The organism is Arthrobacter sp. P1_B9 (assembly GCF_056406495.1).
Genome location: NZ_JBFUAA010000002.1, coordinates 21,388 through 47,399, shown reverse-complemented (window position 1 = coordinate 47,399; position 26,012 = coordinate 21,388). Strand labels below are relative to the sequence as shown.

At 68.8% G+C, this 26,012-nt stretch carries 21 protein-coding genes and 1 tRNA gene; 12 read left to right on the top strand and 10 right to left on the bottom strand.

Annotated elements, in window-relative coordinates:
- Positions 1 to 150 precede the first annotated feature (150 nt).
- Both AC1D1A_RS02715 and ssd read right to left on the bottom strand, forming a co-directional pair.
- Positions 151 to 1,491, bottom strand: a complete 1,341-nt coding sequence (locus tag AC1D1A_RS02715) for a TadA family conjugal transfer-associated ATPase (RefSeq protein ID WP_476947086.1) — start codon at positions 1,489 to 1,491, stop codon at positions 151 to 153.
- Positions 1,488 to 2,597, bottom strand: a complete 1,110-nt coding sequence (gene ssd, locus AC1D1A_RS02710; RefSeq protein ID WP_476872251.1) for a septum site-determining protein Ssd — start codon at positions 2,595 to 2,597, stop codon at positions 1,488 to 1,490. The genes AC1D1A_RS02715 and ssd overlap by 4 nt, the downstream gene beginning before the upstream one ends.
- 134 nt (positions 2,598 to 2,731) lie before the next feature.
- Here ssd and AC1D1A_RS02705 point away from each other — a divergent pair, with 134 nt between their 5' ends.
- Entirely contained in the window at positions 2,732 to 4,474 is a 1,743-nt protein-coding gene (locus AC1D1A_RS02705) for a bifunctional 3'-5' exonuclease/DNA polymerase (RefSeq protein ID WP_476887250.1), read from the top strand.
- A gap of 80 nt (positions 4,475 to 4,554) precedes the next feature.
- Positions 4,555 to 4,878: a YegP family protein gene (locus AC1D1A_RS02700; protein ID WP_308288883.1), complete on the top strand. Its 324-nt coding sequence runs from the start codon at positions 4,555 to 4,557 to the stop codon at positions 4,876 to 4,878.
- An 85-nt stretch (positions 4,879 to 4,963) separates the two neighbouring features.
- Here the strand turns inward: AC1D1A_RS02700 and AC1D1A_RS02695 are convergent, their stop codons facing one another.
- Genes AC1D1A_RS02695 through AC1D1A_RS02685 form a run of 3 tightly spaced genes read right to left on the bottom strand, consistent with a single transcriptional unit; the run spans position 4,964 to position 7,995 of the window.
- Positions 4,964 to 5,644: an NUDIX hydrolase gene (locus AC1D1A_RS02695; protein WP_230008029.1), complete on the bottom strand. Its 681-nt coding sequence runs from the start codon at positions 5,642 to 5,644 to the stop codon at positions 4,964 to 4,966.
- Positions 5,641 to 6,459, bottom strand: coding sequence for an endonuclease III (nth, locus tag AC1D1A_RS02690; protein ID WP_476947258.1), 819 nt, complete (start codon positions 6,457 to 6,459; stop codon positions 5,641 to 5,643). The genes AC1D1A_RS02695 and nth overlap by 4 nt, the downstream gene beginning before the upstream one ends.
- A gap of 48 nt (positions 6,460 to 6,507) precedes the next feature.
- On the bottom strand, positions 6,508 to 7,995 hold the full coding sequence (locus tag AC1D1A_RS02685; protein WP_476947085.1) for a hypothetical protein: 1,488 nt from the start codon (positions 7,993 to 7,995) through the stop codon (positions 6,508 to 6,510).
- 431 nt (positions 7,996 to 8,426) lie between these two features.
- Here AC1D1A_RS02685 and acs point away from each other — a divergent pair, with 431 nt between their 5' ends.
- The 3 genes from acs to AC1D1A_RS02670 all read left to right on the top strand — a co-directional run bounded on the left by acs (position 8,427) and on the right by AC1D1A_RS02670 (position 12,332).
- Positions 8,427 to 10,457 carry an acetate--CoA ligase gene (gene acs / locus AC1D1A_RS02680; protein ID WP_476947257.1) on the top strand — a complete coding sequence of 677 codons (2,031 nt, stop codon included), beginning with the start codon at positions 8,427 to 8,429 and terminating at the stop codon, positions 10,455 to 10,457.
- Between the two features lie 220 nt (positions 10,458 to 10,677).
- Entirely contained in the window at positions 10,678 to 11,154 is a 477-nt protein-coding gene (gene aroQ / locus AC1D1A_RS02675) for a type II 3-dehydroquinate dehydratase (protein WP_028277671.1), read from the top strand.
- Positions 11,155 to 11,156: 2 nt separating this feature from the next.
- On the top strand, positions 11,157 to 12,332 hold the full coding sequence (locus tag AC1D1A_RS02670; protein ID WP_476947084.1) for a DUF2332 domain-containing protein: 1,176 nt from the start codon (positions 11,157 to 11,159) through the stop codon (positions 12,330 to 12,332).
- A gap of 51 nt (positions 12,333 to 12,383) precedes the next feature.
- Here the strand turns inward: AC1D1A_RS02670 and AC1D1A_RS02665 are convergent, their stop codons facing one another.
- Positions 12,384 to 13,568: a MarP family serine protease gene (locus AC1D1A_RS02665; protein WP_476887247.1), complete on the bottom strand. Its 1,185-nt coding sequence runs from the start codon at positions 13,566 to 13,568 to the stop codon at positions 12,384 to 12,386.
- A gap of 215 nt (positions 13,569 to 13,783) precedes the next feature.
- Between AC1D1A_RS02665 and AC1D1A_RS02660 the strand changes: the two genes are divergently transcribed.
- Positions 13,784 to 14,461 carry a Crp/Fnr family transcriptional regulator gene (locus tag AC1D1A_RS02660; RefSeq protein WP_011693220.1) on the top strand — a complete coding sequence of 226 codons (678 nt, stop codon included), beginning with the start codon at positions 13,784 to 13,786 and terminating at the stop codon, positions 14,459 to 14,461.
- Positions 14,462 to 14,880: 419 nt separating this feature from the next.
- On the opposite strand, the gene AC1D1A_RS02655 is transcribed toward AC1D1A_RS02660, so the two are convergent.
- The 3 genes from AC1D1A_RS02655 to AC1D1A_RS02645 are packed head-to-tail and all read right to left on the bottom strand — an operon-like array spanning position 14,881 to position 16,557.
- The gene (locus AC1D1A_RS02655; RefSeq protein ID WP_476855516.1) at positions 14,881 to 15,792 is read right to left on the bottom strand and encodes an NUDIX hydrolase; all 912 of its coding nucleotides are present in this window, start codon (positions 15,790 to 15,792) and stop codon (positions 14,881 to 14,883) included.
- A 16-nt stretch (positions 15,793 to 15,808) separates the two neighbouring features.
- Positions 15,809 to 16,399 (bottom strand): RidA family protein, encoded by a 591-nt coding sequence (locus AC1D1A_RS02650; RefSeq protein ID WP_476947083.1) that lies wholly within the window; start codon positions 16,397 to 16,399, stop codon positions 15,809 to 15,811.
- A 2-nt stretch (positions 16,400 to 16,401) separates the two neighbouring features.
- Positions 16,402 to 16,557 carry a DUF4177 domain-containing protein gene (locus AC1D1A_RS02645; RefSeq protein WP_003797879.1) on the bottom strand — a complete coding sequence of 52 codons (156 nt, stop codon included), beginning with the start codon at positions 16,555 to 16,557 and terminating at the stop codon, positions 16,402 to 16,404.
- 37 nt (positions 16,558 to 16,594) lie between these two features.
- On the opposite strand from AC1D1A_RS02645, the gene AC1D1A_RS02640 reads away from it, so the two are divergent.
- From AC1D1A_RS02640 to AC1D1A_RS02620, 5 genes are all read left to right on the top strand, one after another.
- On the top strand, positions 16,595 to 18,880 hold the full coding sequence (locus AC1D1A_RS02640; RefSeq protein WP_476947082.1) for a transglycosylase domain-containing protein: 2,286 nt from the start codon (positions 16,595 to 16,597) through the stop codon (positions 18,878 to 18,880).
- 3 nt (positions 18,881 to 18,883) lie between these two features.
- The gene (locus AC1D1A_RS02635; RefSeq protein ID WP_476947081.1) at positions 18,884 to 19,831 is read left to right on the top strand and encodes a metallophosphoesterase; all 948 of its coding nucleotides are present in this window, start codon (positions 18,884 to 18,886) and stop codon (positions 19,829 to 19,831) included.
- A 346-nt stretch (positions 19,832 to 20,177) separates the two neighbouring features.
- Positions 20,178 to 22,001, top strand: coding sequence for an ABC transporter ATP-binding protein (locus tag AC1D1A_RS02630; protein WP_476947080.1), 1,824 nt, complete (start codon positions 20,178 to 20,180; stop codon positions 21,999 to 22,001).
- A complete protein-coding gene (locus tag AC1D1A_RS02625; protein WP_476947079.1) occupies positions 21,998 to 23,923 on the top strand; it encodes an ABC transporter ATP-binding protein in 1,926 nt (641 codons plus the stop codon). Before AC1D1A_RS02630 ends, AC1D1A_RS02625 begins: the two co-directional genes overlap by 4 nt.
- A gap of 128 nt (positions 23,924 to 24,051) precedes the next feature.
- A tRNA-Pro gene (locus AC1D1A_RS02620) sits at positions 24,052 to 24,128 on the top strand.
- A 237-nt stretch (positions 24,129 to 24,365) separates the two neighbouring features.
- Here the strand turns inward: AC1D1A_RS02620 and AC1D1A_RS02615 are convergent.
- Positions 24,366 to 24,584, bottom strand: a complete 219-nt coding sequence (locus AC1D1A_RS02615; protein WP_018776166.1) for a hypothetical protein — start codon at positions 24,582 to 24,584, stop codon at positions 24,366 to 24,368.
- 131 nt (positions 24,585 to 24,715) lie between these two features.
- Here AC1D1A_RS02615 and AC1D1A_RS02610 point away from each other — a divergent pair, with 131 nt between their 5' ends.
- Complete coding sequence (locus AC1D1A_RS02610; protein WP_459385576.1) at positions 24,716 to 25,981, top strand: helix-turn-helix domain-containing protein; 1,266 nt, start codon at positions 24,716 to 24,718, stop codon at positions 25,979 to 25,981.
- Positions 25,982 to 26,012 lie beyond the last annotated feature (31 nt).

Below are 26,012 nucleotides of genomic sequence, written 5' to 3'. Positions count from 1 at the left end.
CCCGTCCTGGGCGGGATCCCGGGGAACCGTAGGCCGCGGGAGCTCGCGTGCCCGCGGCGTGCAAGGCCCTGCGGGTACGATGGCCGGCCGCGCGCGGGGTGGGAAATGCCAGCCACACGGCCAGGACCAAAACGACGATGAGGAAGACGGTCATCGCTGCGTCCAGGGCTGGAGGGATTCGCGGCCGGAACCCGGCGGCCGTCCTGCCGGCAGCGCCGCCTGCAGTTCGGAGGGGTCCGCCCCGGCCAACCCGGGATCCAGGCCGAGACGGCGCGCCAGCAGCGGCCAGGCTCCGCCGAAGCGGAGCTCGCCCTGTTGGATCTCCAGTGCGGCGGCGACAACCAGGCCCGAGTCTAGGACCTCCATGATTCCAACGCTCGCCACCTGGCGGCCCGATTCGGTCCGCTCGACGTGCACGACGACGTCGATCGCGCTGGCGACCTGCAGCCGTACCGCGTCCTGGCCCATGCCGGCGAGCGCGCCGAGGGCCGTCAGCCGGGCAGGCACAGCCGCCGCCTCATTCGCGTGGATGGTCCCGCCGCCTCCGGTGTGTCCGGTGTTCATCGCCGAGAGCAGCTCGCGGACCTCGGCGCCGCGGCATTCGCCCACCACCAGCCGGTCCGGCCGCATCCTGAGGGCCTGGCGGACCAGTTCGCCCAAGTCGACGGCGCCACCGCCTTCCAGGTTTCCGTGCCGGGATTCCAGCGAGACGACGTGCGGGTGGACGGGATTCAGTTCTGCGGCGTCCTCAATCAGGACGAGTCTCTCCCCCGGGTGGCACAATCCCAGCAGTGTCGCCAGTAACGTGGTCTTCCCCGAACCGGTGGCCCCGCTGATGAGGAAGCTCAGCCTGGCCGCCACCATGCGTTCGAGCACGGACTGGACCAGGCTCCCGGGCGTCCCGGCCCCGAACATGCCGGCGCGCTTCAGCTCGGGCATGGAGAAGACCGTGGCCCGGCGGATCCGCACGCTCAGGAGGGTCCCGGCCGTGGAAATGGGCGGCAGCACCGCGTGCACCCGGTAGCCGCCGTCGAGTCGGACATCGACGCACGGCGAACCGTCGTCCAGGCGGCGGCCACCGGCTGCCACCAGCCTCGCGGCGAGGGCCCGGATCTGCGGTTCCCCGGAAAAGACGACCGGCGCCTTTTCCAGACCGCGGCCGCGGTCCAACCAGACCGAGTCCGGCCCGTTGACAAAGATGTCTGTCACGGCGGGATCACGGGTGAGCGGTTGCAGGGGGCCCAGGCCGTTCAATTCCGCGCTGATGCTCTCCACTGCGGCCAGGGCGCCGGCCGTGCCGAGCAGCCGCCCGCTCGCCTGGACCGCAGCCGCCACCCTTGAGGGGGTCACCGGGGAGGCATCGGCCATGACGGACTCGCGCACGGACTCCAGCAGCGTCTGGTCGAGAAATCCCTGCGAGCGGCGGCGGCCCGGTGCCCGCCGGGCCGGACGTTCCGGTCCGGCCGGTTCTACGGCCGCGTGGGCACTCATGAGCCGTCTCCGCCGTTCAGCTCAAGGAGTCCGGCCGCGAACCGGCGGACGGCGCGCTGCCGGCCGGTTTCGAGAAGGCGGCCGAGTTCCGTTGCCCCGGCCAGATCCTTGATGTCCGGCATGATGCCCTGAAGGACAAGCCCCACGGAGCCGGCGATCAGCGGCGCATCCAAAGCGGCGCCGCGACTGGCCCGGACCACGAGCGCGGTGTCCACGGGTGGAAGCTCCTGCAGCAGCCAGGCCGTGGCGACGGCGGCCCGCAGCCGGGCGGGCGCCACGACGATGATCCGGTCGCATTCGCCGGCGAAGGCCCGCAGGGCCTCCCGTTCCCGGCCGATATCCAGCACCACCAATTCGCAGCCGCGGCGTGCGGCGTCAAGAACCGCGGCCACGGTGGTCGCGTCCACCCCGGCGGCTTTGTCACGGGTTCCCGGCCACGACAGGAAGGAGAATCCGCCGGCGACCGGCAGCGACTCCTCCAGCTGGGCGGGGTCGATACTGCCGCTCACCCCGGCCAGATCCGGCCAGCGGAGCCCGTGGGTTTCCTCGGCGGCCAGCGCAAGTTCCAGGCCTCCGCCCCGGGGGTCGCCGTCGATCAGCAGCACCCGGATCCCGGCCCCGGCGGCGGCCTGCGCGATCCAGATGGCGGCGGTCGTGGCCCCGGCACCGCCGCAGCCGCCGGTGAGACCCAGCACCAGGCCGCCGGCTTCCGGGGCGCGGGACCGGCTCAGGTATTCCGCCAGCCAGGCGGCCGCGTCCGGCAACACCGCGACGCGTTCGGCCCCGACGGCGGCGGCCAGATGCCATAACCCTTCCCCGTCACCTTCGAGGCCGAGCATCACGGCAGGGGTCCTCCGCCGGGGCGGCAACCCGCGGATGTCGCTGCCCACCAGCACGGCGGCCGCGGCGTCCCAGAACGGCGCGGCCTCGGCAACGTCCTGCACCGTCCGCAGCTGGCCCCCGGCTGCTGCGACGATGCGTTCCACCTCGCTGCGCAGCACATCGGCGCCGGTTACGAGCAGGATTTCCGCGGAATCCCCGGGGGTCCAGGGCTCATGCGCCCGCGGTGGCGGTGAGCCTGGGCCACGGTCCTGGTGCCTGTTCATGCTGCCACTGTGCCCGGGCCGGGACCGCAGCGGAACCGCCGTCGTGGGCTATGTGGACAAGTCCGGCGTCTTTCCTGCACCGCGGCAAGGGACCGAGCACAGATCACGTCCCGGAGCAGGGCAGAATTGATCCTATGTATCTGCTGCTCGCTGCCCACGCCGACGGCGCGGCACTGCAGCAGCTCACGGCCGATGGCGCCCCCGAACCCTCCAATCCGGAACCCCGTGTGGTCAGGGCCGGCGACCTCGCCGGAATTGTGCGCGAGTTTGAGGAGCGGCACCCGCGCTGGATCTGGCACCGTACGCAGGACTGGTATCCCGCGTTGCTGCGCGCCGGGGTGGAACTCGAGCGCTGCTACGACCTCACCTTGTGCGGTTCGATCCTGGCCCACTCGGAGTTCACCGCCCACACCGGCTACGCGCAGGCGGCGGAGAAGCTGACCCAGGACGACGAGCTGAACCAGCCACCGCGGGGGCTGCAGCCTCCTGCCCCGCCGCCAGAACAAGGGGCCTTGTTTGATGCCCCGGCCTCCGGCCGGCGTCCCGGCCAATCCATTGAGGCTCTCCGCGCCGAGTACGCCGCGCAGCAGGAGGCCCTTCGCCAGGCGGGACCTGCGCCCGGAACGGCCTCCGGCACGGTCGTCGTCCCTGACGCCGGCCGGCGCCAACGGCTCCAGCTGCTGCTCGCGGCGGAATCCGCCGGAGCCATGATCGCCGCCGAAATGCAGCACACCGGCGTCCCGTGGCGGGAGGAACTCCACGAGCAGATTCTCGCAGAACACCTCGGACCCCGCCCGGCTCCCGGTCAGCGTCCGGCCAAACTCGAATCGCTCACGGCCGAACTGAGGCTGCTGCTGAAGTCGCCCGCGCTGAACCCGGACTCGCCGCAGGAGCTCATGCGCGCCCTGCACCGCAACGGCATCGAAGTTAAAACCACCCGCCAATGGGAGCTGAAAGAATCCAGCCACCCCGTGATCGTGCCGCTGCTGGCCTACAAGAAACTGGCCCGTCTCCACGCGGCCAACGGCTGGGCGTGGCTTGATACCTGGGTGAAGGACGGCAGGTTCCAGCCTGAGTACGTGGTGGGCGGCGTGGTCTCGGGCCGGTGGGCGTCGCGGGGCGGCGGGGCGCTGCAAATCCCGCGCCAGGTCCGCGGCGCGGTCCACGCCGATCCCGGCCACAAACTGATCGTTGCCGACGCCTCGCAGCTGGAGCCGCGCGTGCTCGTGGCGCTGGCCCAGGATTCCAAAATGGCCGAAGCCGCCCGGGACAAGGACCTCTACGCCGGCATTGCCGCCCAAGGCTTCGGCGGCGACCGGGCGAAGGCGAAGGTGGCCCTCCTTGGAGCAATCTACGGGGCGACCACGGGCGAGTCCGGCCGGCTGATGCCGCAGCTGGCCCGCACCTACCCCCGCGCCGTGGGCTTCGTCGAGCAGGCTGCCCGCGACGGCGAAGCCGGCAGGACCGTGACTTCGCGCCTGGGCCGGAGCAGCCCGCCGCCGTCGGAGCGCTGGCTGCAGAGCCAGCACTCCACCACCGCGGAAGAGCAGCGCCGGGCGGACTCGATCGCACGCTCGCGCGGCCGCTTCACCCGGAACTTTGTGGTCCAGGGCTCGGCCGCTGACTGGGCGGCATGCTGGCTCGCGGAATTACGACGGAGGCTTCGCGCCATACGGTCGGACGGCGCAGCCGCCGGCGAACTGGTGTTCTTCCTCCACGACGAGGTGATGGTCCACTGTCCCGAATCCGCCGTCGGGGATAGCATCAAGGCGATCGAGGACTCCGCAAATGCCGCGAAGGAGCTCTTGTTCGGCCGCATTCCGGTGGAATTTCCGGTCAGCGTGGCCGTCGTCGATTCGTACGACAATGCCAAATGAGTGACCGAAGTCACCGCCTGTAACGTACCCGTCGGTAGCGTTGTGTGCGCTCCGTCACCGGGCTACCCTCGGAAAGGCCGGTGAATTTCCCGTACGATCCGCCGGCTATTGCAACGACGCAAGGATATTGGGGAGGCACAGGTTTGGCTGGCATTTTTGAGATCGCGCAAGCTGGCGACAAGGCTTATTTCTTCAGGCTGACGGCGGCGGATGGCACGGTAGTGGCCGTGTCCCCGCTCTTCAGCTCCATCAAGAGCGCGGCGGCGGGCATCAACGCCGTGCGCGAGAACGCCGCGACCGGCCTGGTTGTGGATCATTCCGGCGCTCACAGGCGGGTCGCCTCCAGCAGGTCGGGAGGACGGGCGATGGCTCCCCTGGCAGGCAGCCCGGTGGCTGCCGGCTAGGCGGCCGCAACCCCGTTGCTGCCTGGCAGGCAGCCCGGTGGCTGACAGCCAGCGGACCGGCCGGCGGGCCGGCGCCGCGCGGGGTTCACACATCAATCCCGTAGAGCCGCGCGCGGTCCCACGGCACGGCCCAGCCCAGCTGTTCAAAAAGCTGGTTCAGGATCATCCCGGTAAAACCCCACACCACGACGCCGTTGACGGTGAAGGCTGGGCTCTGGAATGTCTGGCCGGCCCGGCTGACCGTGGCCATCACCCTGTTGTCCGGGTCCAGCAGGTCCCTGACCGGGACCCGGAACACCTGCGCGGATTCACCGTAGTCGACCACCCGGACCGGCGACTGGGCAGCCCACCAGGCCAGGACCGGCGTCACCAGGAAATTGCCCCGGGGCAGGGCCAGTTCAGGCATCACGCCGAGTACGTCCACCCCCGCAGGGTTCAGGCCAGTCTCCTCCTCCGCCTCGCGGAGGGCCGCGTCCACCACGGACTCACCCGGATCGATGCCGCCGCCGGGAAACGCCACCTGCCCGGGATGGTCCTCCAGCGTTTGGGCCCGCTGCAGCAGCAGCACGTCCAAATCGGCCGGAGCCAGCAACTTCTCGGACACAGCGGGGACGTTGTCGAGCGCACCAAAGAGCATCAGCACCGCTGCCCTACGGACCCGCTCGCCGGGTTCGACGGCGAGTTCCCGCCAGCGCGGATCCGGGGCCGGCGCCGTGCCCGCCTCCACCGCGGCAACGAGCTCGACGAGGTCCTGGCGCGCGGTCACGGCTGTTTCCTCTGCGATTCCATCCGGATTTCCGCGGCGCGGTGAGTCTCGGCCAGCAGCCGGGCCAGCAGTTGCTCCTGGCCCGGGGCGAGTTCGTACTTCAGCAATTTCTTTGACTTCTCCGGGTCGATTTCCCCCATGCCGTAGCTGGGGCACCAATTGGCCACCGCGCAGGCGCCGCACGCCGGCTTCCGGGAATGGCAGACGCGGCGGCCGTGAAAGACGACGCGGTGCGAGAGCATGGTCCAGTCCTTCGGCTCGAACAGCTCAGCAACGTCCGACTCGATCCGGACCGGATCATCCGACTCGGTCCAGCCAAAGCGCCGGGCCAGGCGGCCGAAGTGGGTGTCCACCGTGATGCCCGGGATGCCGAAGGCATTGCCCAGCACGACGTTCGCGGTTTTCCGCCCGACGCCGGGCAGCGTCACCAGGTCCGCGAGCCGGCCCGGCACCTCGCCGTCGTACTCGTCCACCAGCCGGGTGCACAGCGCCAGAAGATTTCTGGCCTTGGCGCGAAAGAAGCCGGTGGGCTTGATGATGGCCTCCAGCTCGGCCGGATCCGCCTCCGCCATCCGCCGCGCATCCGGGTAGCGCGCGAACAACAGGGGCGTGATCTGGTTGACCAGCACGTCCGTGGTCTGCGCGGACAGCACCGTGGCTATCACGAGCTCGAACGGCGTGCGGAAGTCCAACTCCGCGTGGGCATAGGGGTACTGCTCCGCGAGTTCCCGGTTGATCCGGCGCGCGCGGCGCTTGAGCGCCAGAATTGACTCCCCCGACGCCCGCGGCGCACCCGGCTTGGCGCTCCCCGGGATCGGGTTGCCGGGTTCCGAGCCACCGGATTCCGTGTTCACGGCGGCGGACTAACCGCGTTCGATGTTGCTGAGGTCCCGCAAAACGCCGAGCCGGCCGTCGGTGTGCTGGACCAGGAACTCGTTGCCGCGGTCCTCCAGGGCAAGGACCCAGCCGCCGGGTTCAATGACGAACGCCGGGGCACCGGTGCGCACATCGACGGCGGTGCGGGGCTGCGCGACGGCGAACCAGAAGGCCTCGTGCACGGGGTGGACATCATCCTCCGCGGGCCGGCTGGCGGGATCAACGGTCGCGCCGATGGGTTCCTGCGGCCGGGCCTGTTCCTGCGGCCGGACCTGGGGGTTGACCGTAGTGGGGGCACTGCCGCCGGTGGCGGCCGGCACGCCGGCGGCCTGGGTCTGTTCCGCGGCCTGGGTCTGTTCCGCGGCGGGAGCGGTCTGTGCAGCCGCACCAGCGGCACCAGCGGCGGCGACACCAGCGGCGGCGGCACCGGCTGCAGCAGGGACGCCCGCGGTCCGGGTCTTGTCCGCGGCGGACGGAGCAGACTCCGGAGCCGGGGCCTGCGTCGGGGCCGTCGATGAATCCGTAGATGCCGGGGCAGCCGCGCCGGCGGCTGGCACCACGCCCGAGATCTGGGTCTCCGGTGCGCCGGGGGCCGCAGCGCTGGGGGCCGCGGCGGACGCCGCACCCGCCGAAGATGCCCCGGCAGAGGGCCCGGCAGGTGTGGTTGCCGCCGGCGTGGCCGTCTGGCTGCCGGTGGCCGGACGCTTGGCCCAGCCCGCGGCCTCCCCGGAAGCGGCTTGGCCGGACGCAACCTGGCCGGACGCAACCTGGCCCGATGCGGCCGCCAGAGAGGCGCCCGCCCCGGCCGCGCCGGACGCACCCGCAGCGTCCTTGGTCAATTTGGATTCCTTCGGTTGTTTCGGTTGCTTCGGCGCCTTCGGTGCCCGGGGCTTTCGCACCGGGACAACAGCTTCGCGGGCAACCACGTGGGCAGGCGCGTCCTCCCGGCCCAGGAAGTCGCCGGCAAAGAACGGGATCCAGCGGCCCAGCACCGTGGCGGCGAAGAGCCCCAAAGCGCCCAGGAGCGCGATCAGCATGCTCGGCACGAACGCCCCGGCGGCGGCGAGGAAAAAGAAGGCCAGCGTGAAGGACGCTACAACGGACGCGAACTGGTCGATCGACAGGGATCCGATCCGGATCTTGGTCGACGGGCTGAGGCGGCGGGCCACAAACAACGCGGTGACAATGAGGGGCAGCACGATGCCCAGGCCCAGGAAGAAGAGGCTGCCCAGGTTCCAGAGGTTGTAGGCGAAGGCAAACATAGGAATCAGTGAGGCGATGAAAAGAAGCAGCGTGGAGCCGAAAACGGTGAGGTCACGGATGGTGAACGGGCCGAGGACGGCTTCGTTCTTCTTCCCGGTCTTTTTGTCCACCGTGAAGCGTGGCGCATCCCCGAACCCGGCGGGCCCCGGCTGCGCCGTTCCACCCTGGTTCTGGGCGGGCGCCCGGAGCTGCCCGTTGTCTTGCTCGTTCATTCCGTATCTCCTTAGCATGGCGGCGCCCTGGACAGCGCCGTCTAACGGCAGGCAAGGACAGGACCGCCAGCGGTCCTGTCGCCTCCATCGGATGTCACAACTTCATCTCAGCCTAGCCAAGTGAATGGCCGATCACTAGCTGACAAGCCGTGGGCGGACGCAGCAGAATTCCCCAGATTTCCGAATCCCGGACGCTTGCCCCGGCCCGCCGTCCGGCGCCGGGGACAGACCACTCGGCGCTTAACGAACACCGCTCACGGTGCTGTTTGTGACGGGGCGCACGTTTGGTCGGACCCAAGTATTAGTGTTGATTCCAGACAGCGCTAGCGGCACTGCCGCCGTCTGCCGCCGCCCGACGTCGCGCATGCGGCCCGGCGCGACGGTGGCGAGCACGGCCGCGCAGCCCGGATCGATGAATGATGAGGTTCACCATGTCCCAGCAGACACCCGGCTCCACGGCCACGCAGACACCCCAGGGCGATGCGTTCGAAAACCTGTCCCAGGAGAACCGCCGTTTCGCGCCGTCGGCCGAGTTCGCCGCGAACGCAGTGGTCACCGCCGCCGATTACGCGGAGGCCGCCGCCGACCGTCCGGCGTTCTGGGCGAAGCAGGCCCGGGAGCTGCTGAGCTGGTCCAAGGACTTCACCCAGGCGCTGGACTGGTCCGACCCGCCGTTCGCGAAGTGGTTCGTCGGCGGGCAGGTCAACGCGGCCTACAACGCCCTGGACCGGCACGTCGAGGCCGGCAACGGGGACCGGGTGGCGATCTACTTCGAGGGCGAGCCGGGAGATACCCGCACCTACACCTACGCGCAGCTGACCGAGGAGGTGAAGAAGGCCGCGAACGCGTTCGAGTCCCTCGGCGTGGCCAAGGGCGACCGCGTCGCCGTGTACCTGCCCATGATCCCCGAGGCCGTCATCACCCTGCTGGCCTGCGCCCGGATCGGCGCGATCCACTCCGTGGTCTTCGGCGGATTCTCCGCCGAAGCCCTGCGCTCCCGGATCGACGACGCCGAGGCCAAGCTCGTGGTCACGGCCGACGGCACCTACCGCCGCGGCAAGCCCAGCGCGCTGAAGCCGGCCGTCGACGACGCGTTGTCCCACGAGGGCGACGGCACCGGACACACCGTGCAGAACGTCGTGGTGGTCAAGCGCAACGGCCAGGCCGTGGACTGGCACGAGGGCCGGGACCACTGGTGGGCGGACACCGTCGGCGCCGCGTCCCCCACACACACCGCCGTCGGGCACGACTCCGAACACCCGCTCTTCATCCTCTACACCTCCGGCACGACGGGCAAGCCCAAGGGCATCCTGCACAGCACCGGCGGCTACCTCACCCAGGGCGCCTACACGCACAAGGCGGTCTTTGACCTCCACCCGGAGACCGACGTCTACTGGTGCACCGCCGACGTCGGCTGGATCACCGGGCACTCCTACGTCGCCTACGCCCCGCTCATCAATGGCGCTACCCAGGTCATGTATGAGGGCACGCCCGATTCCCCGCACCAGGGCCGCTGGTGGGAAATCGTGGAGAAGTACAAGGTCTCCATCCTCTACACCGCCCCCACCGCGATCCGCACCTTCATGAAGTGGGGCAAGGACATCCCGGCCAAGTCCGACCTCTCCTCGATCCGGGTCCTCGGTTCCGTCGGCGAACCCATCAACCCCGAGGCCTGGATGTGGTACCGCGAGGTCATCGGCGGCAACGCCGGCAAGAACGGCGAGCGGAAGGAAAACCCCGCACCGATCGTGGACACCTGGTGGCAGACCGAGACCGGGGCGCAGATGATCGCCCCGCTGCCCGGCGTCACGGCCACCAAGCCCGGCTCGGCCCAGGTCCCGCTGCCGGGCATCGCCGTGGACGTCGTGGACGAACTCGGCGAATCCGTACCCAACGGCCACGGCGGCTTCCTCGTAATCCGCGAACCGTGGCCCGCCATGCTGCGCGGGATCTGGGGCGACCCGGAGCGGTTCAAGGAAACGTACTGGTCCCGCTTCGAGACCATGTACTTCGCCGGCGACGGCGCCAAGAAAGACGAGGACGGCGACATCTGGCTGCTGGGCCGGGTGGATGATGTGATGAATATTTCCGGCCACCGCCTCTCCACCGCCGAAATCGAGTCCGCACTCGTGTCCCACCCCGCGGTGGCGGAAGCCGCCGTCGTCGGAGCCGCGGACGAGACCACCGGACAGGCCGTCGTCGCCTTCGTGATCCTGCGCGCCGACGCCGTGGACACCGGCGACGCGATCGTCCAGGAACTCCGCAACCACGTGGGCAAGGAAATCGGCCCGATCGCCAAACCCAAAACCATCCTCGTGGTCCCGGAACTGCCCAAAACCCGCTCCGGCAAGATCATGCGCCGCCTGCTCAAGGACGTCGCCGAAGGCCGCGAAGTCGGCGACGCGACCACCCTGGCGGACAACACCGTCATGGCCCAGATCGCGCAGTCGCTGAAGAAATAGCCGGCTCGTTCCGATAAGGGTTCGTCGGCTGTGTTTGGCTGGCCTGTTTGTCCGGCGGCGGCGCCGCCCACCGTGGTGGGCCGCGCCGCCGTCGTCGTTGGTCCTGCCTGTCGACGCCGCCGCGGCGGGAACATCCGCAGCAGCGAAGAATGCGGCAGTAACGAACCGATTGGCAGTAACGAACGGCGCGCGCGGGCCGCGGCGCGATAGATTTGCAGACATGACTGAAGCCACCTCCGCCACCGCTGCCGGCCGCGGCACCATCCTGGTTCTCAACGGACCCAATTTGAACCTGCTTGGCACCCGCGAGCCCGAGAAATACGGGACGGCGACGCTGGCCGACGTCGAACAGCTCGCCAAAGACGCCGGTGCCGCGCACGGCCTGGACGTCGAGTGCTTCCAGTCCAACCATGAAGGGGCCCTCGTGGACGCCATCCACGCCGCCCGCGGGAAGGCGGTGGGAATCGTGCTCAACGCCGGCGCCTACACGCACACGTCCGTGGCCATCCGGGACGCCATTTCGGCTGTTGCCCTGCCGACGGTCGAGGTGCACATCACCAATGTTCACGCCCGCGAGCCTTTCCGGCACCATTCCTACCTTTCGGACATCAGCAAGGCCGTGATCGCCGGCGCCGGGATCCTGGGCTACCGCTTCGCAGTGGAATACCTCGCCGGGCTGCACGCGGCCGGGGACTGAGCATGTCCCCGGTGGATCCCGCGGCGGCGGAAGCATCCGGGGAACCGTCCGCAGCTCCGGACCCTGCCACGGGCACCGCCTCGGACACAGCACCGGGCGCGGCTACGGCTACGGCTACGGCTACGGACACAGCGCAGTGGTACCGGCACTTCGGCACGGTCGACGCCCCCGACTCCTCCCCCTGCTATGCCGCGTGGTCCGTGGGGATCGCCGGGGACGCCGAGGTGATTCGGCGGATTGATCAGTGGCCGCACAACAAGCGCCAGCCGCTGCTGATCCTCGCCGCGGCCCGGTTCCTCGGCGCGCAGATCAGCCCTTACCGCGATTTCCGGAGGTTCCTGGACCATCACTGGGACGCGGTCTCGGAAATCGTGCTGTCCCGGTCCACGCAGACGAACGAGGCCGGCCGCTGCGCCACCCTGCTGCCCTCACTCGCGCAGATATCCGCGGCAGAGGGCCGGCCGCTGTCCCTCATCGAGGTGGGCGCCTCGGCGGGGCTGGCACTGTTCCCTGACCGCTACGGTTACGAGTTTGTCGACACCGGGGCGGGGGCACCGGATGAGTCGGCGGCGGACCCGGCGGCGGCGGAAGCAAGGACGACGCGGCTGGTTCCGGATGGCGCCCGGCCTGGCACGTTTCCGGTCTTGCGCTGCCTCACCTCGGGCCCGGTGCCGCTGCCGGCGGAAATCCCCCGGGTGGCATGGCGTGCCGGGATCGACCTCAACCCCCTGGACGTGCGCGACCCGGCCGACGTCGCCTGGCTCGAAGCCCTCGTCTGGCCGGAGCAGGAGTTCCGGCTTGAACGGCTGCGCCAGGCGATCGCCATTGCCAGGGAACGGCCGCCGCTGCTGGTGGCCGGCGACCTCAACGAACAACTTGTGGAACTCGCCGGCCGCGCCCCGGCCGACGCTGCCCTGGTGGTATTCCACAGCGCCGTCATGGCCTACCTGGATGCCGGCGGCCGCTCCCGGTTCCGGCGCACCATGGCGGATCTCGCCGCGGAGCGGGGCTGCCACTGGCTCTCGAACGAAGGCCACATGGTGGTGGTGCAGGGAGACGGGTCCAGTGTGGTCCCGGAAATGGATGACGCCCGGCTCCGCGGCCGGTTCCTGCTGCTGCAGGACGGCCAGCCTGCAGCCATCACGGGCCCGCACGGGCAGAGCCTGGAGTGGCTCTAGCCTGCGTGCGGCTCCGGCCTGGCTGTGGCTAGGGCCTGCATGGCAGTCCGGTTATTTCTTGATGCACTGTCCGGACGAAACGGCGCTGCCCAGACCCGGCGCCTGCGCCGCCACGGGGCTCAGGTCATTCATGGTGATCGCAAATCCGAGCGAAGACTCGGTTGTGGCCTTGGCAAAGACCACCCCCGCCACCTGCCCGTCCATGGTCAGGAGCGGACCCCCGGAGTTGCCCGGCTGCACGTCGCCGGCCAGCCGGTAGACGTCCTCGGGCGACGCATTCTTGCCATAGATGTCCGGGACCAGCACGGTGGCGATGTCCTGCACCGTGGCCGGTTTGGACTGGAAAGGCCCGCCGTGCGGATAGCCGGCAAAGGCCGCAGCGCTGCCGGACGGCAGGTCGGCAGCCAGCGCCAGGGGTTCCGAGCGCAGACCGTCAACGGCCACGACGGCGAGATCGTGCTGGGAGTCAAAGTACACAACGCGCCCAGGCAGTGCGCGGCCACCGGGCGTTTCCACCACTGGTTCGTCGACCCCGGCGACCACATGGGCGTTGGTCACCACGCGCCCGGGGGCGACCACGAAGCCTGTTCCGGTCTGGTTTTGGCCGCACTGGTAGGCGGTTCCGGCGATCTTGAGCACGGACGCGGCGGCCTTGTTCAGCGCCGGCGTGTCGGTGCTGGTGTCCGGAACGGCAACGGGCTGGCTCTGGCCGAAGCCGTCCAGCAGGGTGGGGATTCCCTCGCCGATCACGGCGGAACGCAGCTGCGCCATTGATGCCTTGACCGGCATCGGCGTCACGCCGTCGATGAACCTGATGACTTTGGATTCAGCGAGCTGCTGGGACACGAACGGCACACCCAGGGCCCCGATGCTGAACGCCAGCATCGACATCACGAGGGCGGACACCACCACGTTCACGCCTCCGCCCACGAGGCGATCCGCCGCCCGCATGGGGCTGAACGGGACCACACTGCGGATTCGCCGCCCGATCATGGTGCCGAGGCCGTTGCCCACGATCATCAGAAGGACCGCCGTGGCGACGATCGCTGTCAGGCGCCAGCCGCTGTCCTCCACGAGGCCGCTGACGATGGGCACGGAGACGAAGGCGGCGACGGCGCCTGCCGCGAATCCCGCGATGCCTCCGAGCGTCACAAGGAAGCCGTTGCGAAGACCGTGGATCAGGTAGGACAAGAGCGCCACAACCAACAGCAGGTCCAAAATGGTCAAGCCAAACACCGGGGCTCCTCACAGACAGTTCAGCGACGATTCTACCGGTGTAAGCTGAACGTTTGCCGACCGGCCGCCAGCCTGCACAGGGATCTGCGCGGACTTCCCGAGCCGTTCGCTTTCGGCCCCTTCGGGCGTTTCCGTGCCAACTACGTCACAGAAGCTCCAAAATTCTGAAAGAATGGCTGAAGCGCCCCAGCCGACACAGCTAGTCAGGAGATTTCATGGATATCGAGGTATTGCGCCGCGCACCCCTTTTCGCCACGCTCGACGACGAGGCGTTCCGTCTGCTGACGGACGAACTTACCGAGGTGGACCTTTCACGCGGTGCCTCGGTATTCCGGGAAGGCGACCAGGGTGACCAGCTTTACTTCATCGTCTCCGGCAAGGTGAAGCTCGGCCGCACGTCGCCGGACGGCCGCGAATCACTACTGGCCATCCTCGGCCCGGGCGAGCTTTTCGGCGAAATGGCGCTGTTCGATCCCAGCCCGCGCACAGCCACGGCAACTGCCGTTTCCGAGACGCGTCTTGCCGGCCTGAAGAACGAGAGCCTCAACGCGCTGCTGCGCACCCGCCCCGAGGTCTCGGCCCAGCTGCTGCAGGCCTTGGCACGCCGCCTGCGCCGCACCAACGATTCCCTTTCCGACCTCGTCTTCTCCGACGTACCGGGCCGTGTGGCCAAGGCGCTGCTGGATCTGGCCGACCGCTTCGGCCGCCCGGCGACCGACGGCGTCCTGGTCGCCCACGAACTGACGCAGGAGGAGCTCGCACAGCTGGTCGGCGCCTCCCGTGAAACGGTCAACAAGGCCCTCGCAGAATTCGTGCAACGCGGCTGGCTGCGACTGGAAGCGCGCGCCGTCGTCATCCTTGACATGCAGCGCCTGCGCCAGCGTTCCCGCTAGGGATCCCCAGTAGCAACCACGAAGGCCGGCCCCGGAAACGGGACCGGCCTTCTGCCGTTAATCTTCTGCCGTTAATTCGCGGTGGCGGTTTCGGGCTGGTTGTCCGCGGGACATGTCCACTGGTGCGGATCGGGGCGGAGCATGTCCCCGGGCCGGCAGGCAGCACGAAGGGACATGTCCCGCCCCGGCTGCAACGACTGGACATAATGCCACTATGTCCACCTGTCAGGTCCACCGGAGGGCATGTCCCGGGCCGGCACGCGGCACGAAGGGACATGTCCAGTGCTCAGGAGCAGGGCGGGGCATGTCCCGGGCATGTCCCGGGAATCGCCCGGCCCCCGCCCGGCCCCCGCCCAAGCCAAGCCCTAACAGGCTGCCCGCATGGAGTCAGCCTTCCGTGGCGTCGGCGCTCCCCGGGCCTAGCGTTCCCGCTGCGGTTCGCCGGCGATCGTTTTGGCTGCTTCGACTTCCAGCATGAGCCGGCCGTCTTCCTCGACCAGCTTCGGCTGGTACACGTGGGCCTTGCGCTTGTAGCTGAGGTAGGCGATGCAGCCGTTGGCCTTGGCCATCTTCTCAAGCATGATCTCCGAGCCAGGGACCAGGAGTTCGCCCAGGGTCCGGCCGACGGTGTTCTCCTGCCCTACCTCGTCACCCAGCACGGTGCTGTCCCGCTCGCTCACGACTTTCCGGACGCACACCCAGCGGCCCCAGACGCCCTTGCTGGCCAGCAGCGAGGGCTGCTGGTTCACGGGCACGGTGGCGGCAAAGTAGCGGGTGTTGAACCGGCGGTGCGCGAAGTCGGGGCTCAGCCAGTTCACCAGGGGTTTAAGCAGGTCAGTGCGCAGCGAGAGCCCGCGCTTGGCGAGCAGGTCGGTGAAGGATTTCTCCTGCTCGGCCACGGCTTCGCGGGCGCGCATCCAGTCGGCGCTGGAGGTCAGCTCCACTGTGGTGGACAGGTCGGGGCCGGCCAGCAGGATGCCGGTCTCCTCAAACAGTTCACGGATGGCACCGACGACGTGCCGGCGCGCCAGCCCGACGTCGGACGTCCCCATCTGCTCGGCCCAGTGCTGCGGTGAGGGGCCCAGCCAGCCGACGGCGTCGTCGTCGGTGGATTCCAGCGATCCGCCGGGGAAGGCGAGGACACCGAGCGGGGAGGACCCCGTGCGGTAGCCGAGCCAGGTCTCCAGGCCCGTGGGCGAATCCCGCAGCAGGATCACGGAGGAGGCCAAACGGGGCGCGCGGGGCGTCCGCTCACCGTGTTCAATCCAGCTGCGGGCTGCTCCCTCAAGATCCGGGGGCAGGACGAACAGGCGGCGTTCTAACTGAGGCAACGACGTAACCGGTCTACTAGGCGAATTCAGCGATCAGTTCGACTTCGACAGGCGAGTCGAGCGGCAGAACGGATACGCCGACGGCGGAACGTGCGTGCTGGCCGGCGTCGCCGAGGACCTGGCCCAGCAGCTCCGAGGCGCCGTTGATGACACCGGGCTGGCCGGTGAAGGAAGGGTCGGAGGATACAAATCCGACAACCTTGACGATCCGCGTGATGCGGTCGAGGTCGCCGATCACACTCTTGACGGCGGCCAGGGCGTTGACGGCGCAGACGGCAGCGTAGGCCTTCGCGTCCTCCGGGGACACCGTGGATTCGTCGGAGGCGCCCGCCGAACCGGTGGAAACCTTTCCGGTGGCCTCGAGCTTGCCGTTGATGAACGGCAGCTGCCCGGAGGTGTAGACGTGGTTGCCGGAAATCACGGCCGGAACATACGCCGCGACCGGAGCAGCGACGTCGGGGAGCGCCAGGCCCAGCTCCGCGAGGCGCTGTTCGACGGCGGACGACGCGCCCGCGCCGGCCGTGGGGCTCGCTGCGCCGGCCGTGTTTTCGGAGATGTTTTCCGCGCCCGCCGGCGTGGCCGGAACGGCTTCTGAGGGGGTGTTCATGGCTACTGCTTCTCCCGCTTCAGGTAGGCAACCAGGCCGTTTCCATCGGGTCCCGGAACAACCTGGACGAGCTCCCAGCCGTCGTCGCCCCACTGGTCCAGGATCTGCTTTGTGGCGTGAATAATGAGCGGAATCGTGGCGTACTCCCATTTGGTCATGACATAAAGCCTAGTCGTTGCCGGTAAAGTGGAAAACATGGCGACTGGCAAGAACCCTTTATTCGACACGGCCACCACCCTCGGAAAGATCTTTCTTTTCCTGGGCGTGAGCGCTATTTGCGGTGTCCTGGTGGCGGGCCTCCTGGTCCCCGCGGCGGCCGTCTCGGGCAGTGCGGCGAGCGGTTCGATCCAGTTTTTTGACACGCTCCCCGCTGAGCTGAAGGTCGATCCGCCGAGCCAGTCGACCACGATCCTGGCGTCCGACGGCAGCCCGATCGCGAACCTCTACGCGGAAAACCGCACCCGTGTTTCGCTGGACCAGATGTCACCGCACATCAAGGACGCGATTATCGCCATCGAGGACAGCCGCTTCTATGAGCACGGCGGTGTGGACACCACCGGCATCCTGCGCGCGCTCGTGAGCACCGCCCGCGGCAACAAGCAGGGCGCGTCCACGATCACGCAGCAGTACGTCAACAACGTCATCAACTCCTCGCTGGAGGCCGAGGGCAAGGGCGACGAGGTCCTGCTCAACGGCGTCAACAAGGGCGTCGGGGACAAGCTCCGTGAAATGAAGCTGGCCATCGCGCTGGAGAAGAAGTTCACCAAGGAGCAGATCCTCGAGGGCTACCTGAACATCGTGTTCTTCAACCGGGACGCCTACGGCATCGAGGCCGCGTCCAAGTTCTTCTTCAGCACCACGGCCAAGGACCTGACCCTGCCGCAGGCGGCCCTGCTGGCCGGCGTCGTGAACAGCCCCTCCTACTACGACCCGATCACCAATCCGGAGAACGCCAAGGTCCGTCGCGACCTCGTGCTCCGCGCGATGCTGACGCAGGGCAAGATCAAGCAGGCCGACTACGACGCAGCGGTCGCGACACCGGTGCAGACCAAGGTCACCCAGCCCCGCCAGGGCTGTGCCTACTCACAGACGGCGCCGTACTTCTGCGACTACGTGCTCCACCTGCTCCTGAACAACCCGGCCTACGGGGCCGACGCGGCCGAGCGTGAGCGGAAGATCTTCCGCGGCGGCCTGACCATCAAGACCACGCTGGATCCGAAGGCCCAGTCCGTGGCGCAGGCCCAGGTGGACGGGTCGGCCGGCGCGAACCCGGATAAGTGGGGCGCCTCGCTGGTGTCCGTGCAGCCGGGATCCGGCAAGATCGTCTCCATGGCCCAGAACACCGTCTGGTTCCCGGCCGACGGCAAGTTCGACCAGACCCAGAACTTCAACGTGGACGTGCAGGATGCCAAGGGCAATGACCTCAACGGCCTCGGCGGCTTCCAGCCCGGATCCACGATGAAGCCGTTCACGTTCGCGGAGTGGCTCAACGAGGGCAAGTCGATGAGCACCCAGCTCAACGGCGCCGTGCGGCGATATCCACAGAATTTCCCTTGGAAGAACACCTGCCCGGCACCGACCACCGGCTGGTATGACGCGTCCAACGGTAGCTACGACCTACAGAACGCCGACGAGACCCACTACAAGTACATGTCCGTCCTTGACGGCCTGGCGAACTCCATCAACACCATCACGTTCGCTTCCGCCGCCCAGGTGGACCTCTGCGGGATCCAGAAGGTCGTGGACGCAGTGGGCATCCACGGCGGGCTGCCGAGCGCGGACAACCCCAACCCCCCGGTGCCGATGACCACCCTCGGCAACCTCATCGGGTCCACCCAGACTGCGCCGCTGACCATGGCCAGCGCATTCGCCACCTTCGCCAACAATGGCAAGTACTGCGAACCGATGGCCATCGAGTCGGTGACGGACGCGACCGGCGCCCAGCTGCCGGCCCAGTCTCCCAACTGCAGGGACGCGATCAAGCCCGAGGTGGCCCACGGCGTCGCGTACGCTATGCAGGAAGTGCTCAACCGCGGCTCGGGCTCGCTCATTGTGCCCCGGATTTCGACCCGGACCACTTTCCCCATTGCGGCGAAGACGGGCACCAACGACAACAACAGCTCCACCTGGGTGGCGGGCTACACCAGCGGCCTCGCGACGGCCACGTGGTTTGGCGATCCCCTGGGCGACCAGAAGCGTGCCGGGCAGAATGTCACGATCAACGGCAACTTCTACAAGGGCATCGACGGTTACATGATCGCCGGGCCGCAGTTCTCGAACTACATGGCCCAGGTGGCACCGGCCTACGGCACCGATCCGTTCCCGGCCCCGCCGTCGGACATGCTGTACTCCCCGGCCCCGGTCCCGGACCCGATCTCAACGCCGCGGACCTCCATTCCGACCGCCAAGAGCACCGAGCCGGCCACACAACCGTCCGCCGACCCGACTCCGGCACCTACGAAGTCCTCCGGCAAGAAGTAGCCGATGACCCTGGGCAATGATCTGGCGAGCCGCGTTCGAAGCATCGGACGCGGCTTTGCCGTGACCGCCGCAATCGGGACAGCGGCGGGGGCGGCCGCTACCGGCTACGGGCTGTGGGAGAAGAACCAGTTTGTGGTCAGGGAGGAAACCCTCCCCATCCTGCCGGCCGGGTTCGGCCCGTTCCGGATACTGCACCTGTCCGATATCCACTTCGTTCCGGGCCAGCACCGGAAGGCGCAGTGGCTGTCCTCCCTGGCGCAGTTGCAGCCGGACCTCGTGGTGAACACGGGCGACAACCTCAGCCATGCCAAGGGCGTGGACCCCCTCGTGGCGGCCCTGCGGCCCCTGCTGGAATTTCCCGGCGTGTTTGTCCCCGGCTCGAACGACTACTTCGGCCCGAGCCTGAAGAACCCGGCGTCATATTTGCTCGGGCCCTCGGGCGAGCGCAAGCACCCGGAAAGGCTCGACTGGCCCCGGCTGCGTGCCGAGTTCGGCATGTCCGGCTGGGTGGACCTGACCAACCGCTGCCAGTCGGTCGTGCTCAAGGGCATGCGCTTCGATTTCTCCGGCGTCGACGATCCGCACCTGCGCCTCGAAAGGTACGCGGGCTGGCCGCGCGGGACCAAGGGCCGGGACGCCGACCCGCACCTGCGCATCGCCGTCGCACACGCACCCTACCAGCGCGTCCTCGACCACTTCACCGAAGCCGGCGCCCACCTCCTCCTGGCCGGCCACACCCACGGCGGCCAGATCTGCGTCCCGGGCTACGGGGCCCTGGTCACCAACTGCGACCTGCCCACCTGGCGGGCCCGGGGGCTGCACACCTGGGAGAGCAACGGGCGGACGACGCCGGTGAACGTCTCGGGCGGCATCGGCACGTCCCGCTTCGCCCCTGTCCGCATTGCCTGCCGGCCCGAAGCCGTTCTGCTCACGCTGACCTCCCGCGCCTAGGCCTGGCCGCGGCCAGTGCTGCCCGCCCCCGGCCTGTCCGGTGGACATGCCCTCCCTTGGCGCCCGAGCCCACGGGACATGCCCTCCCCTGGTCGCGGGCACTGGGCATAGGCCCACAATGCCCACCCGCTGCGGCCACCACCGGACATGTCCCACCGGGCCCGGCACCACCGGACATGTCCCGCGGCCACCCGCCGCCCGCACCTATTGCGGATCGCAATGACTGGGCGAGATGCTGGGAGCGCTGAACAACGTGTGAATCCGGTCACCCGATGGCCTAGGGTAGTTGCTACAGGAAACTACATTCAACGGTGCGATCTATGCACGGGCGTCTTAAGAAGCAGGCATGGCCAAGCAGAGCTCATTCTTCACCTCCATCAGCCGTCTCTACCCGCACGTCAGGCCAATCCTGCCCCGGCTGGTCATGGGCCTGCTCTGCGCGCTGCTGGCCAGCGTCATGGCACTGGCCATCCCGCAGGTGCTGCGCGTGCTGGTCAACGAGTCCCTGACCCCCGGCGGCAGCGCGGAAGCCGTCTGGACTGCCTCGCTCCTCATCCTGGTCCTGGGCATCGCCGAGGCGGGCCTCGTGGCCCTGCGCCGGCAGTTCGTCATCAATCCCGCCACCACCGTCGAGACCCGGATGCGGGTCTCGCTCTACGGGCATCTGCAGGACCTCACAGTTTCCTTCCATGACCGCTGGGGCTCCGGTCAGCTGCTGTCCCGGGCCATGACGGACCTGAACTTCCTGCGCCGCTGGATGGCCTTCGGCGCCATCATGCTGGTGGTCACGACGCTCACCGTGGTGATCGGCGTCGCGGTGATGTTTGCCATGAGCTGGCAGCTGGCCCTGATCTTCCTGGCCGCCGCCGTGCCGATCATGATCTACGGATTCCGCTTCCGCACCCGCTTCAGCAAGGTGGCCCGGCGCAGCCAGGACCAGGCCGGGGACCTCGCCACCACGGTCGAGGAATCCGTGCACGGCATCCGCGTCCTGAAGGCCTTCGGCCGCAGCCGGGAGGCCCTGGAGAACTTCAACGAACAGGCCGAGGAACTCCGGCAGACCGAGATCGCCAAGGCCAAGCACCTGGCCACGTTCAGCCTGGTGGTGACGCTCCTGCCCGAACTCGCGCTCGGCGCCGGCCTCGTCGTCGGCATCCTGCTGGCCTCCACGGACCAGCTCTCCATCGGGTCCCTGGTGGCCTTCTTCGCCACCGCCGCCGTGGTCGCCGCGCCGGTCGAGTTCTGCGGCATGCTGCTGGCGATGGCCCTCACCGCGAAGTCCGCGGTGGACCGGCACTTCGAGGTCATGGACGCGCAGAACACGATCACCAGCCCGGACCGGCCCCGCCGCCCGGCCGGCCTCAAGGGTGCCCTCAGCTTCCGCAATGCCTCGTTCGCGTTCGAGGACGCCCCGGACAAGCCGATCCTCAAGAACATCACCCTGGACATCCGCCCCGGCGAAACCATGGCCCTCGTGGGCATCACGGGCGGCGGTAAGAGCGCCCTGCTCCAGCTGGTCCCCCGCCTCTACGACGTCACCGGCGGTGCCATCACCGTCGACGGAGTGGACCTGCGCGAGTTCGCGGTGGAGGACCTGCGCACCGTGGTCTCCGTGGCGTTCGAGGACACCACGCTGTTCTCCAGCTCCGTCCGGGACAACGTCCTGCTCGGCGCGCCCGACGCCGGATCGGCGGAGGGCCGCGACGCGGCCCTGGAGGAAGCCCTCGACGTCGCCCAGGCCCACTTCGCCTATTCCCTGCCGGACGGGGTCGATACCCTGATCGGCGAGGAGGGCCTCAGCCTCTCCGGCGGCCAGCGCCAGCGCATCGCCCTGGCCCGGGCCATCGCCGCGAAACCGGCGGTGCTGGTCCTGGACGACCCGCTCTCGGCGCTGGATGTGAACACCGAGGTCCTCGTCGAGGCCCGGCTGCGCAAGGTCCTCGCGGACACCACCACGCTGATCGTGGCCCACAGGCCTTCCACGGTGGCGCTGGCCGACCGGGTGGCCCTGCTCGAGGACGGCCGGATCGCCGCCGTCGGAACCCATGCGGAACTGCTCGCCAAGAACAGCCATTACCGCTACGTGATCGCCAGCCTGGACCCGGAACCGCGGGACCTGGATTCAGAATTGTCCGCCCTCGAGGACCAGTCCGAGGAGATTTCCCGATGAGCAGCGCAACGTTCGGCACCGCCAATGAGGACAACGCGCACCTCAGCAGGAACGAAAGCAAGGCCGTCCGGCGACGCTCCCTGACCCTCCTGGGCTCCCTGATCCGCCCCGTCCGGGCCCGGTTCTGGCTGACGATCGGCGCCGTCGTGCTGTCCCAGGCCGCCCGCGTGGCCGGGCCGGCCCTGATCGCCTTCGGCATCGACCACGCCCTGCCCGCCGTGCGCGCCGGCGACAACCTGCCCCTGGTGCTGACCGGCGCCGCCTACCTTGCCGCGGCCGTCGTGGCCGCCGGCCTGACCGCCCTGTACGTGACCTCGACGGCGCGGCTCAGCCAGGCGATGCTGCTGGACCTCCGCGTCCGGGTCTTCCGCCACACGCAGCGGCTGAGCCTGGAATTCCACGAGAAATACACCTCGGGGCGCATCATCGCCCGGCAGACCTCGGACCTGGAGGCCCTGCGCGAACTCCTGGATTCCGGCGTGAGCTCGCTGGCCTCGGGAATGCTGTTCATGGCGTTTACCGCCGTGACGGTGTTCGCCCTGGACTGGCGCAGCGGCGTGCTGGTGCTGGCCGCCGGCGTGCCGATGTATTTCCTGGCCCGCTGGTACCAGAAGCACTCCCAGATCGCCTTCCGCGAATCCCGGGTGGTCTCGGCCCGGCTGATCGTGCACTTCGTGGAGACCATGACCGGGATCCGCGCCGTGAAGGCCTTCCGGAAGGAACGCGAGAATGCCGCGGGCTACTCCGAACTGTCGGAGGACTACCGCCGCGCGACCGTCCGTTCCATCAACCTCAACGGCATCTTCCAGCCGGGGCTGGTGCTGATCGGGAACGTGTGCGTGGCCCTCGTGCTGCTCACCGGCGGCTTCCGGGTCCTCAGCGGCGACCTGGAGGTCGGCGTGCTCCTGGCCCTGATCCTGTCCGCCAAGCGCTTCTTCCAGCCGGTGGACCAGATGGCCATGTTCTACAACTCCTTCCAAAGCGCCCAGGCGGCCCTGGAAAAGGTCTCGGGCCTGCTCGAGGAGGTCCCCACTGTCAGACCGCCGAAAACACCCGCGGCCCTGCACCAGGCGCAGGGCAGCATCGATTTCAACGGCGTCGAATTCCGCTACGGCGACGGCCCGGTGGTCATCCCGAGGCTGGACCTGCACATCCCCGCCGGGCAGACGGTCGCGCTCGTCGGGCAGACCGGCGCCGGCAAATCAACGCTCGCGAAGCTGATTGCCCGCTTCTACGACGTCTCCGCCGGGTCCCTGACCCTCGACGGCGTGGACCTGCGCCAGCTCAGCACCGAGGACCTGCGCCGGAACGTCGTCATGGTCACCCAGGAGGCCTTCCTGTTCAGCGGCTCCGTGGCGGACAACATCGCCCTGGGCCGGCCCGAAGCCTCGCGTGCGGAGATCGAGGACGCGGCCCGGGCGGTGGGGGCGCACGCCTTCATCATGGAACTGCCGGACGGCTACGACACCGACGTCAACAAGCGCGGCGGCCGCGTCTCCGCCGGGCAGCGCCAGCTGATCAGCTTCGCCCGCGCGTTCCTGGCCCGCCCGGCCGTGCTGATCCTGGACGAGGCTACGTCCTCGCTGGACATCCCGTCGGAGCGCATGGTCCAGCAGGGCCTCGCGGGACTCCTGCGCGGGACGCGGGAGGCCGGCACCCGGGAGGCCGGCCAGCGGCCGTCCGGTGGACAGGCGGGCGGCGGACAGCCCGTTGCAGACTCGGCCCCCGGCCCGGACTCGGCCCCCGGCGCCGGGCGGACAGCGCTGATCATTGCCCACCGGCTCTCCACCGTGGAGACGGCGGACCGGGTGCTGGTGGTGCACGACGGACTCGTCGTGGAGGACGGCACCCCGGAGCAGCTGATCGGCGACGGCGGCGCCTTCGCCCGGCTCCACGGCGCCTGGAAAGACTCGCTGGTCTGAACAGCGCCTGCCGGGACCGGCCGGCGTCCGGGCCGGGACGACGGCGGGACACGTCCCGGCCGGCGCCCGATTTCACATCCGGGGCCATGATCGGATACTCTTGTGAAGTTGCTTTTGAAGCAACGGATCGGGATGTGGCGCAGCTTGGTAGCGCGCGTCGTTCGGGACGACGAGGTCGCAGGTTCAAATCCTGTCATCCCGACCAAACACAAAGAGGGCCCTCCACACGGAGGGTCCTCTTTTGTATGTCCGGTGGTAGGTCCGGCACGATTTCATGACACCGGCACCGGCGATCGTCCCGGCCCAGGGCCCGGCCCCTGCCCCCCGGACACAACGCAGCCCCGGGAGGAAATCTCCCGGGGCTGCGCCGGATATCCGTGCCGCAGGCAGCCGGCCGTTGCTGCGCCGGGCCTGCCGTGTCGGGCTTGTTACATCGGGCTTGTTACATCGGGTCGGGCCAGTTGCCGACGTTCAGCGAGTGGGTCATGGGGTCGGGCCAGTTGCCCACCGCCTGGGCGGTGCGCATGGGATCGGGCCAGTTGCCGACGGCGGCAACGTCTGAGACATCGGTAAGTGAAGCAGCGGACAGCACGGCCGGGGCCGCGGCGGAGAATGCCAGTGCGCCCGCCAAAACGGCGCCGGCTGCAATCTTCTTCAACATAAGTTTCCTCAATATGGGTTGGGGTTCCTTAACCAAGTCAGCACTACCCTTGTTGACACACATTGTAAAATGGTTTCTACAGAGACTGTCAAGCATTTAGTACAAAGAATGTCCGGAATTAGGAGGTATCCGTGGGGAACGGATTTGGGGAGAAGCTCCGCGCGGAACGGCTCGAACGGGGCCTGACGCAGGCGGAGTTGGGCCGTGACCTGTACTCCCCCAGCTACATTTCTCTGCTGGAAACCGGACGCCGCGAGCCGACCGCCGATGTCATCGAGGAGCTTGCCCGCCGGCTTGAACTGGCCCCCAAGGCGCTTGAGGCCTGGAGCCAGCCGGTGTCCGTCAGCGACGCCGAATACGTGCTCGCGGGATTGTATGCCCGGCAGGCCTGGGACCTCCGGGACTACCCCGTGGCCGCCACCCACGCCGCCGCCGCCGCCAAGATCGCCCTGGAGGCCAAGAACACCAGCGCGTGGTGGAACATGACCTATATGCAGGCCGAGTGCCTGATCAAGCAGGGCCTCTGGCAGGAGTGCAAGGACGTGGTCCAGAATCTCCTGGAGCACCCGATGGCCGCGGAGTCTGCCGGGCTCGGCGTCCGGGCCCAGCAGATGCTCGCCGCAGCCTCGCAGGGCCAGGGGCAGCTGACCGCCGCCGTCGAGCATGCGCAGGAAGCGGTGCGGCTCTGCGCACAGCTGCCCAAAGGCTCCACCATGATCATCGGCGCCCTCCGCGCCCTGATTGGTGCCCTGGCCGAGAGCGGCCGGCTCGATGAGGCCTGGGAGTACTGCCAGGCCATGAACGACCAGATGGACGACCACTCGATGTCCCAGCTCGCCGGCGAGGTGGCCTGGGTGATCGGCAACGTGGCCTTCATGCGCCACGACTATCCCGAGGGGATCAAGTACCACGAGCGGGCCGGCCGGCTGCTCTCCCCGGCCAACGACATCGACCTGTGGGCCCGGTTCAACAAGGCCTCCGCCGCCGTCCGCCTGTCCTCGGGAATCGTCGAACCCGAGACGCTCTCATCGATCGAGCGCGCCGAACTGGCCCTGTCGATTGTCGGCGGCAACAAGACCGACCAGCTGGAGGTCGCCTTCATCCGGGCCCGCTGGCTCTACCTCACGGGCGACATCGTGGCCGCCGTCCAGAAGCTGCGCGAGATCCATGCCGAGCGGGAGGCTCTGGCCCGGCACACGGCCGGCGAGGTCTCCCTGCTGCTGGGGAAGGCGCTCAAGGCTGCCGGGGAGGCCGCGGAGGCGCTGGTGTACCTCGAGGAAGCCCAGAAGGAGTTCAGCGCGGCGGGCGCCTCGGACCGGGTCCAGCAGGCGCTGGACGCCGTGCTCGAGATCAAGCTCGCCCAGCGCCGGGCCGAGGCCGCTTCCGCGGAAGCCTAGCCCCGGCCGGACCGGGCCAGGCGAACGGCCC

Excerpts from the sequence above, each read along its gene's own strand:
- AC1D1A_RS02715 (WP_476947086.1), bottom strand. The coding sequence starts at position 1,491 with ATGAGTGCCCACGCGGCCGTAGAACCGGCCGGACCGGAACGTCCGGCC.
- ssd (WP_476872251.1), bottom strand. The coding sequence starts at position 2,597 with ATGAACAGGCACCAGGACCGTGGCCCAGGCTCACCGCCACCGCGGGCG.
- AC1D1A_RS02705 (WP_476887250.1), top strand. The coding sequence starts at position 2,732 with ATGTATCTGCTGCTCGCTGCCCACGCCGACGGCGCGGCACTGCAGCAG.
- AC1D1A_RS02685 (WP_476947085.1), bottom strand. The coding sequence starts at position 7,995 with ATGAACGAGCAAGACAACGGGCAGCTCCGGGCGCCCGCCCAGAACCAG.
- acs (WP_476947257.1), top strand. The coding sequence starts at position 8,427 with ATGTCCCAGCAGACACCCGGCTCCACGGCCACGCAGACACCCCAGGGC.
- aroQ (WP_028277671.1), top strand. The coding sequence starts at position 10,678 with ATGACTGAAGCCACCTCCGCCACCGCTGCCGGCCGCGGCACCATCCTG.
- AC1D1A_RS02670 (WP_476947084.1), top strand. The coding sequence starts at position 11,157 with ATGTCCCCGGTGGATCCCGCGGCGGCGGAAGCATCCGGGGAACCGTCC.
- AC1D1A_RS02660 (WP_011693220.1), top strand. The coding sequence starts at position 13,784 with ATGGATATCGAGGTATTGCGCCGCGCACCCCTTTTCGCCACGCTCGAC.
- AC1D1A_RS02650 (WP_476947083.1), bottom strand. The coding sequence starts at position 16,399 with ATGAACACCCCCTCAGAAGCCGTTCCGGCCACGCCGGCGGGCGCGGAA.
- AC1D1A_RS02645 (WP_003797879.1), bottom strand. The coding sequence starts at position 16,557 with ATGACCAAATGGGAGTACGCCACGATTCCGCTCATTATTCACGCCACA.
- AC1D1A_RS02640 (WP_476947082.1), top strand. The coding sequence starts at position 16,595 with ATGGCGACTGGCAAGAACCCTTTATTCGACACGGCCACCACCCTCGGA.
- AC1D1A_RS02635 (WP_476947081.1), top strand. The coding sequence starts at position 18,884 with ATGACCCTGGGCAATGATCTGGCGAGCCGCGTTCGAAGCATCGGACGC.
- AC1D1A_RS02630 (WP_476947080.1), top strand. The coding sequence starts at position 20,178 with ATGGCCAAGCAGAGCTCATTCTTCACCTCCATCAGCCGTCTCTACCCG.
- AC1D1A_RS02625 (WP_476947079.1), top strand. The coding sequence starts at position 21,998 with ATGAGCAGCGCAACGTTCGGCACCGCCAATGAGGACAACGCGCACCTC.
- AC1D1A_RS02615 (WP_018776166.1), bottom strand. The coding sequence starts at position 24,584 with ATGTTGAAGAAGATTGCAGCCGGCGCCGTTTTGGCGGGCGCACTGGCA.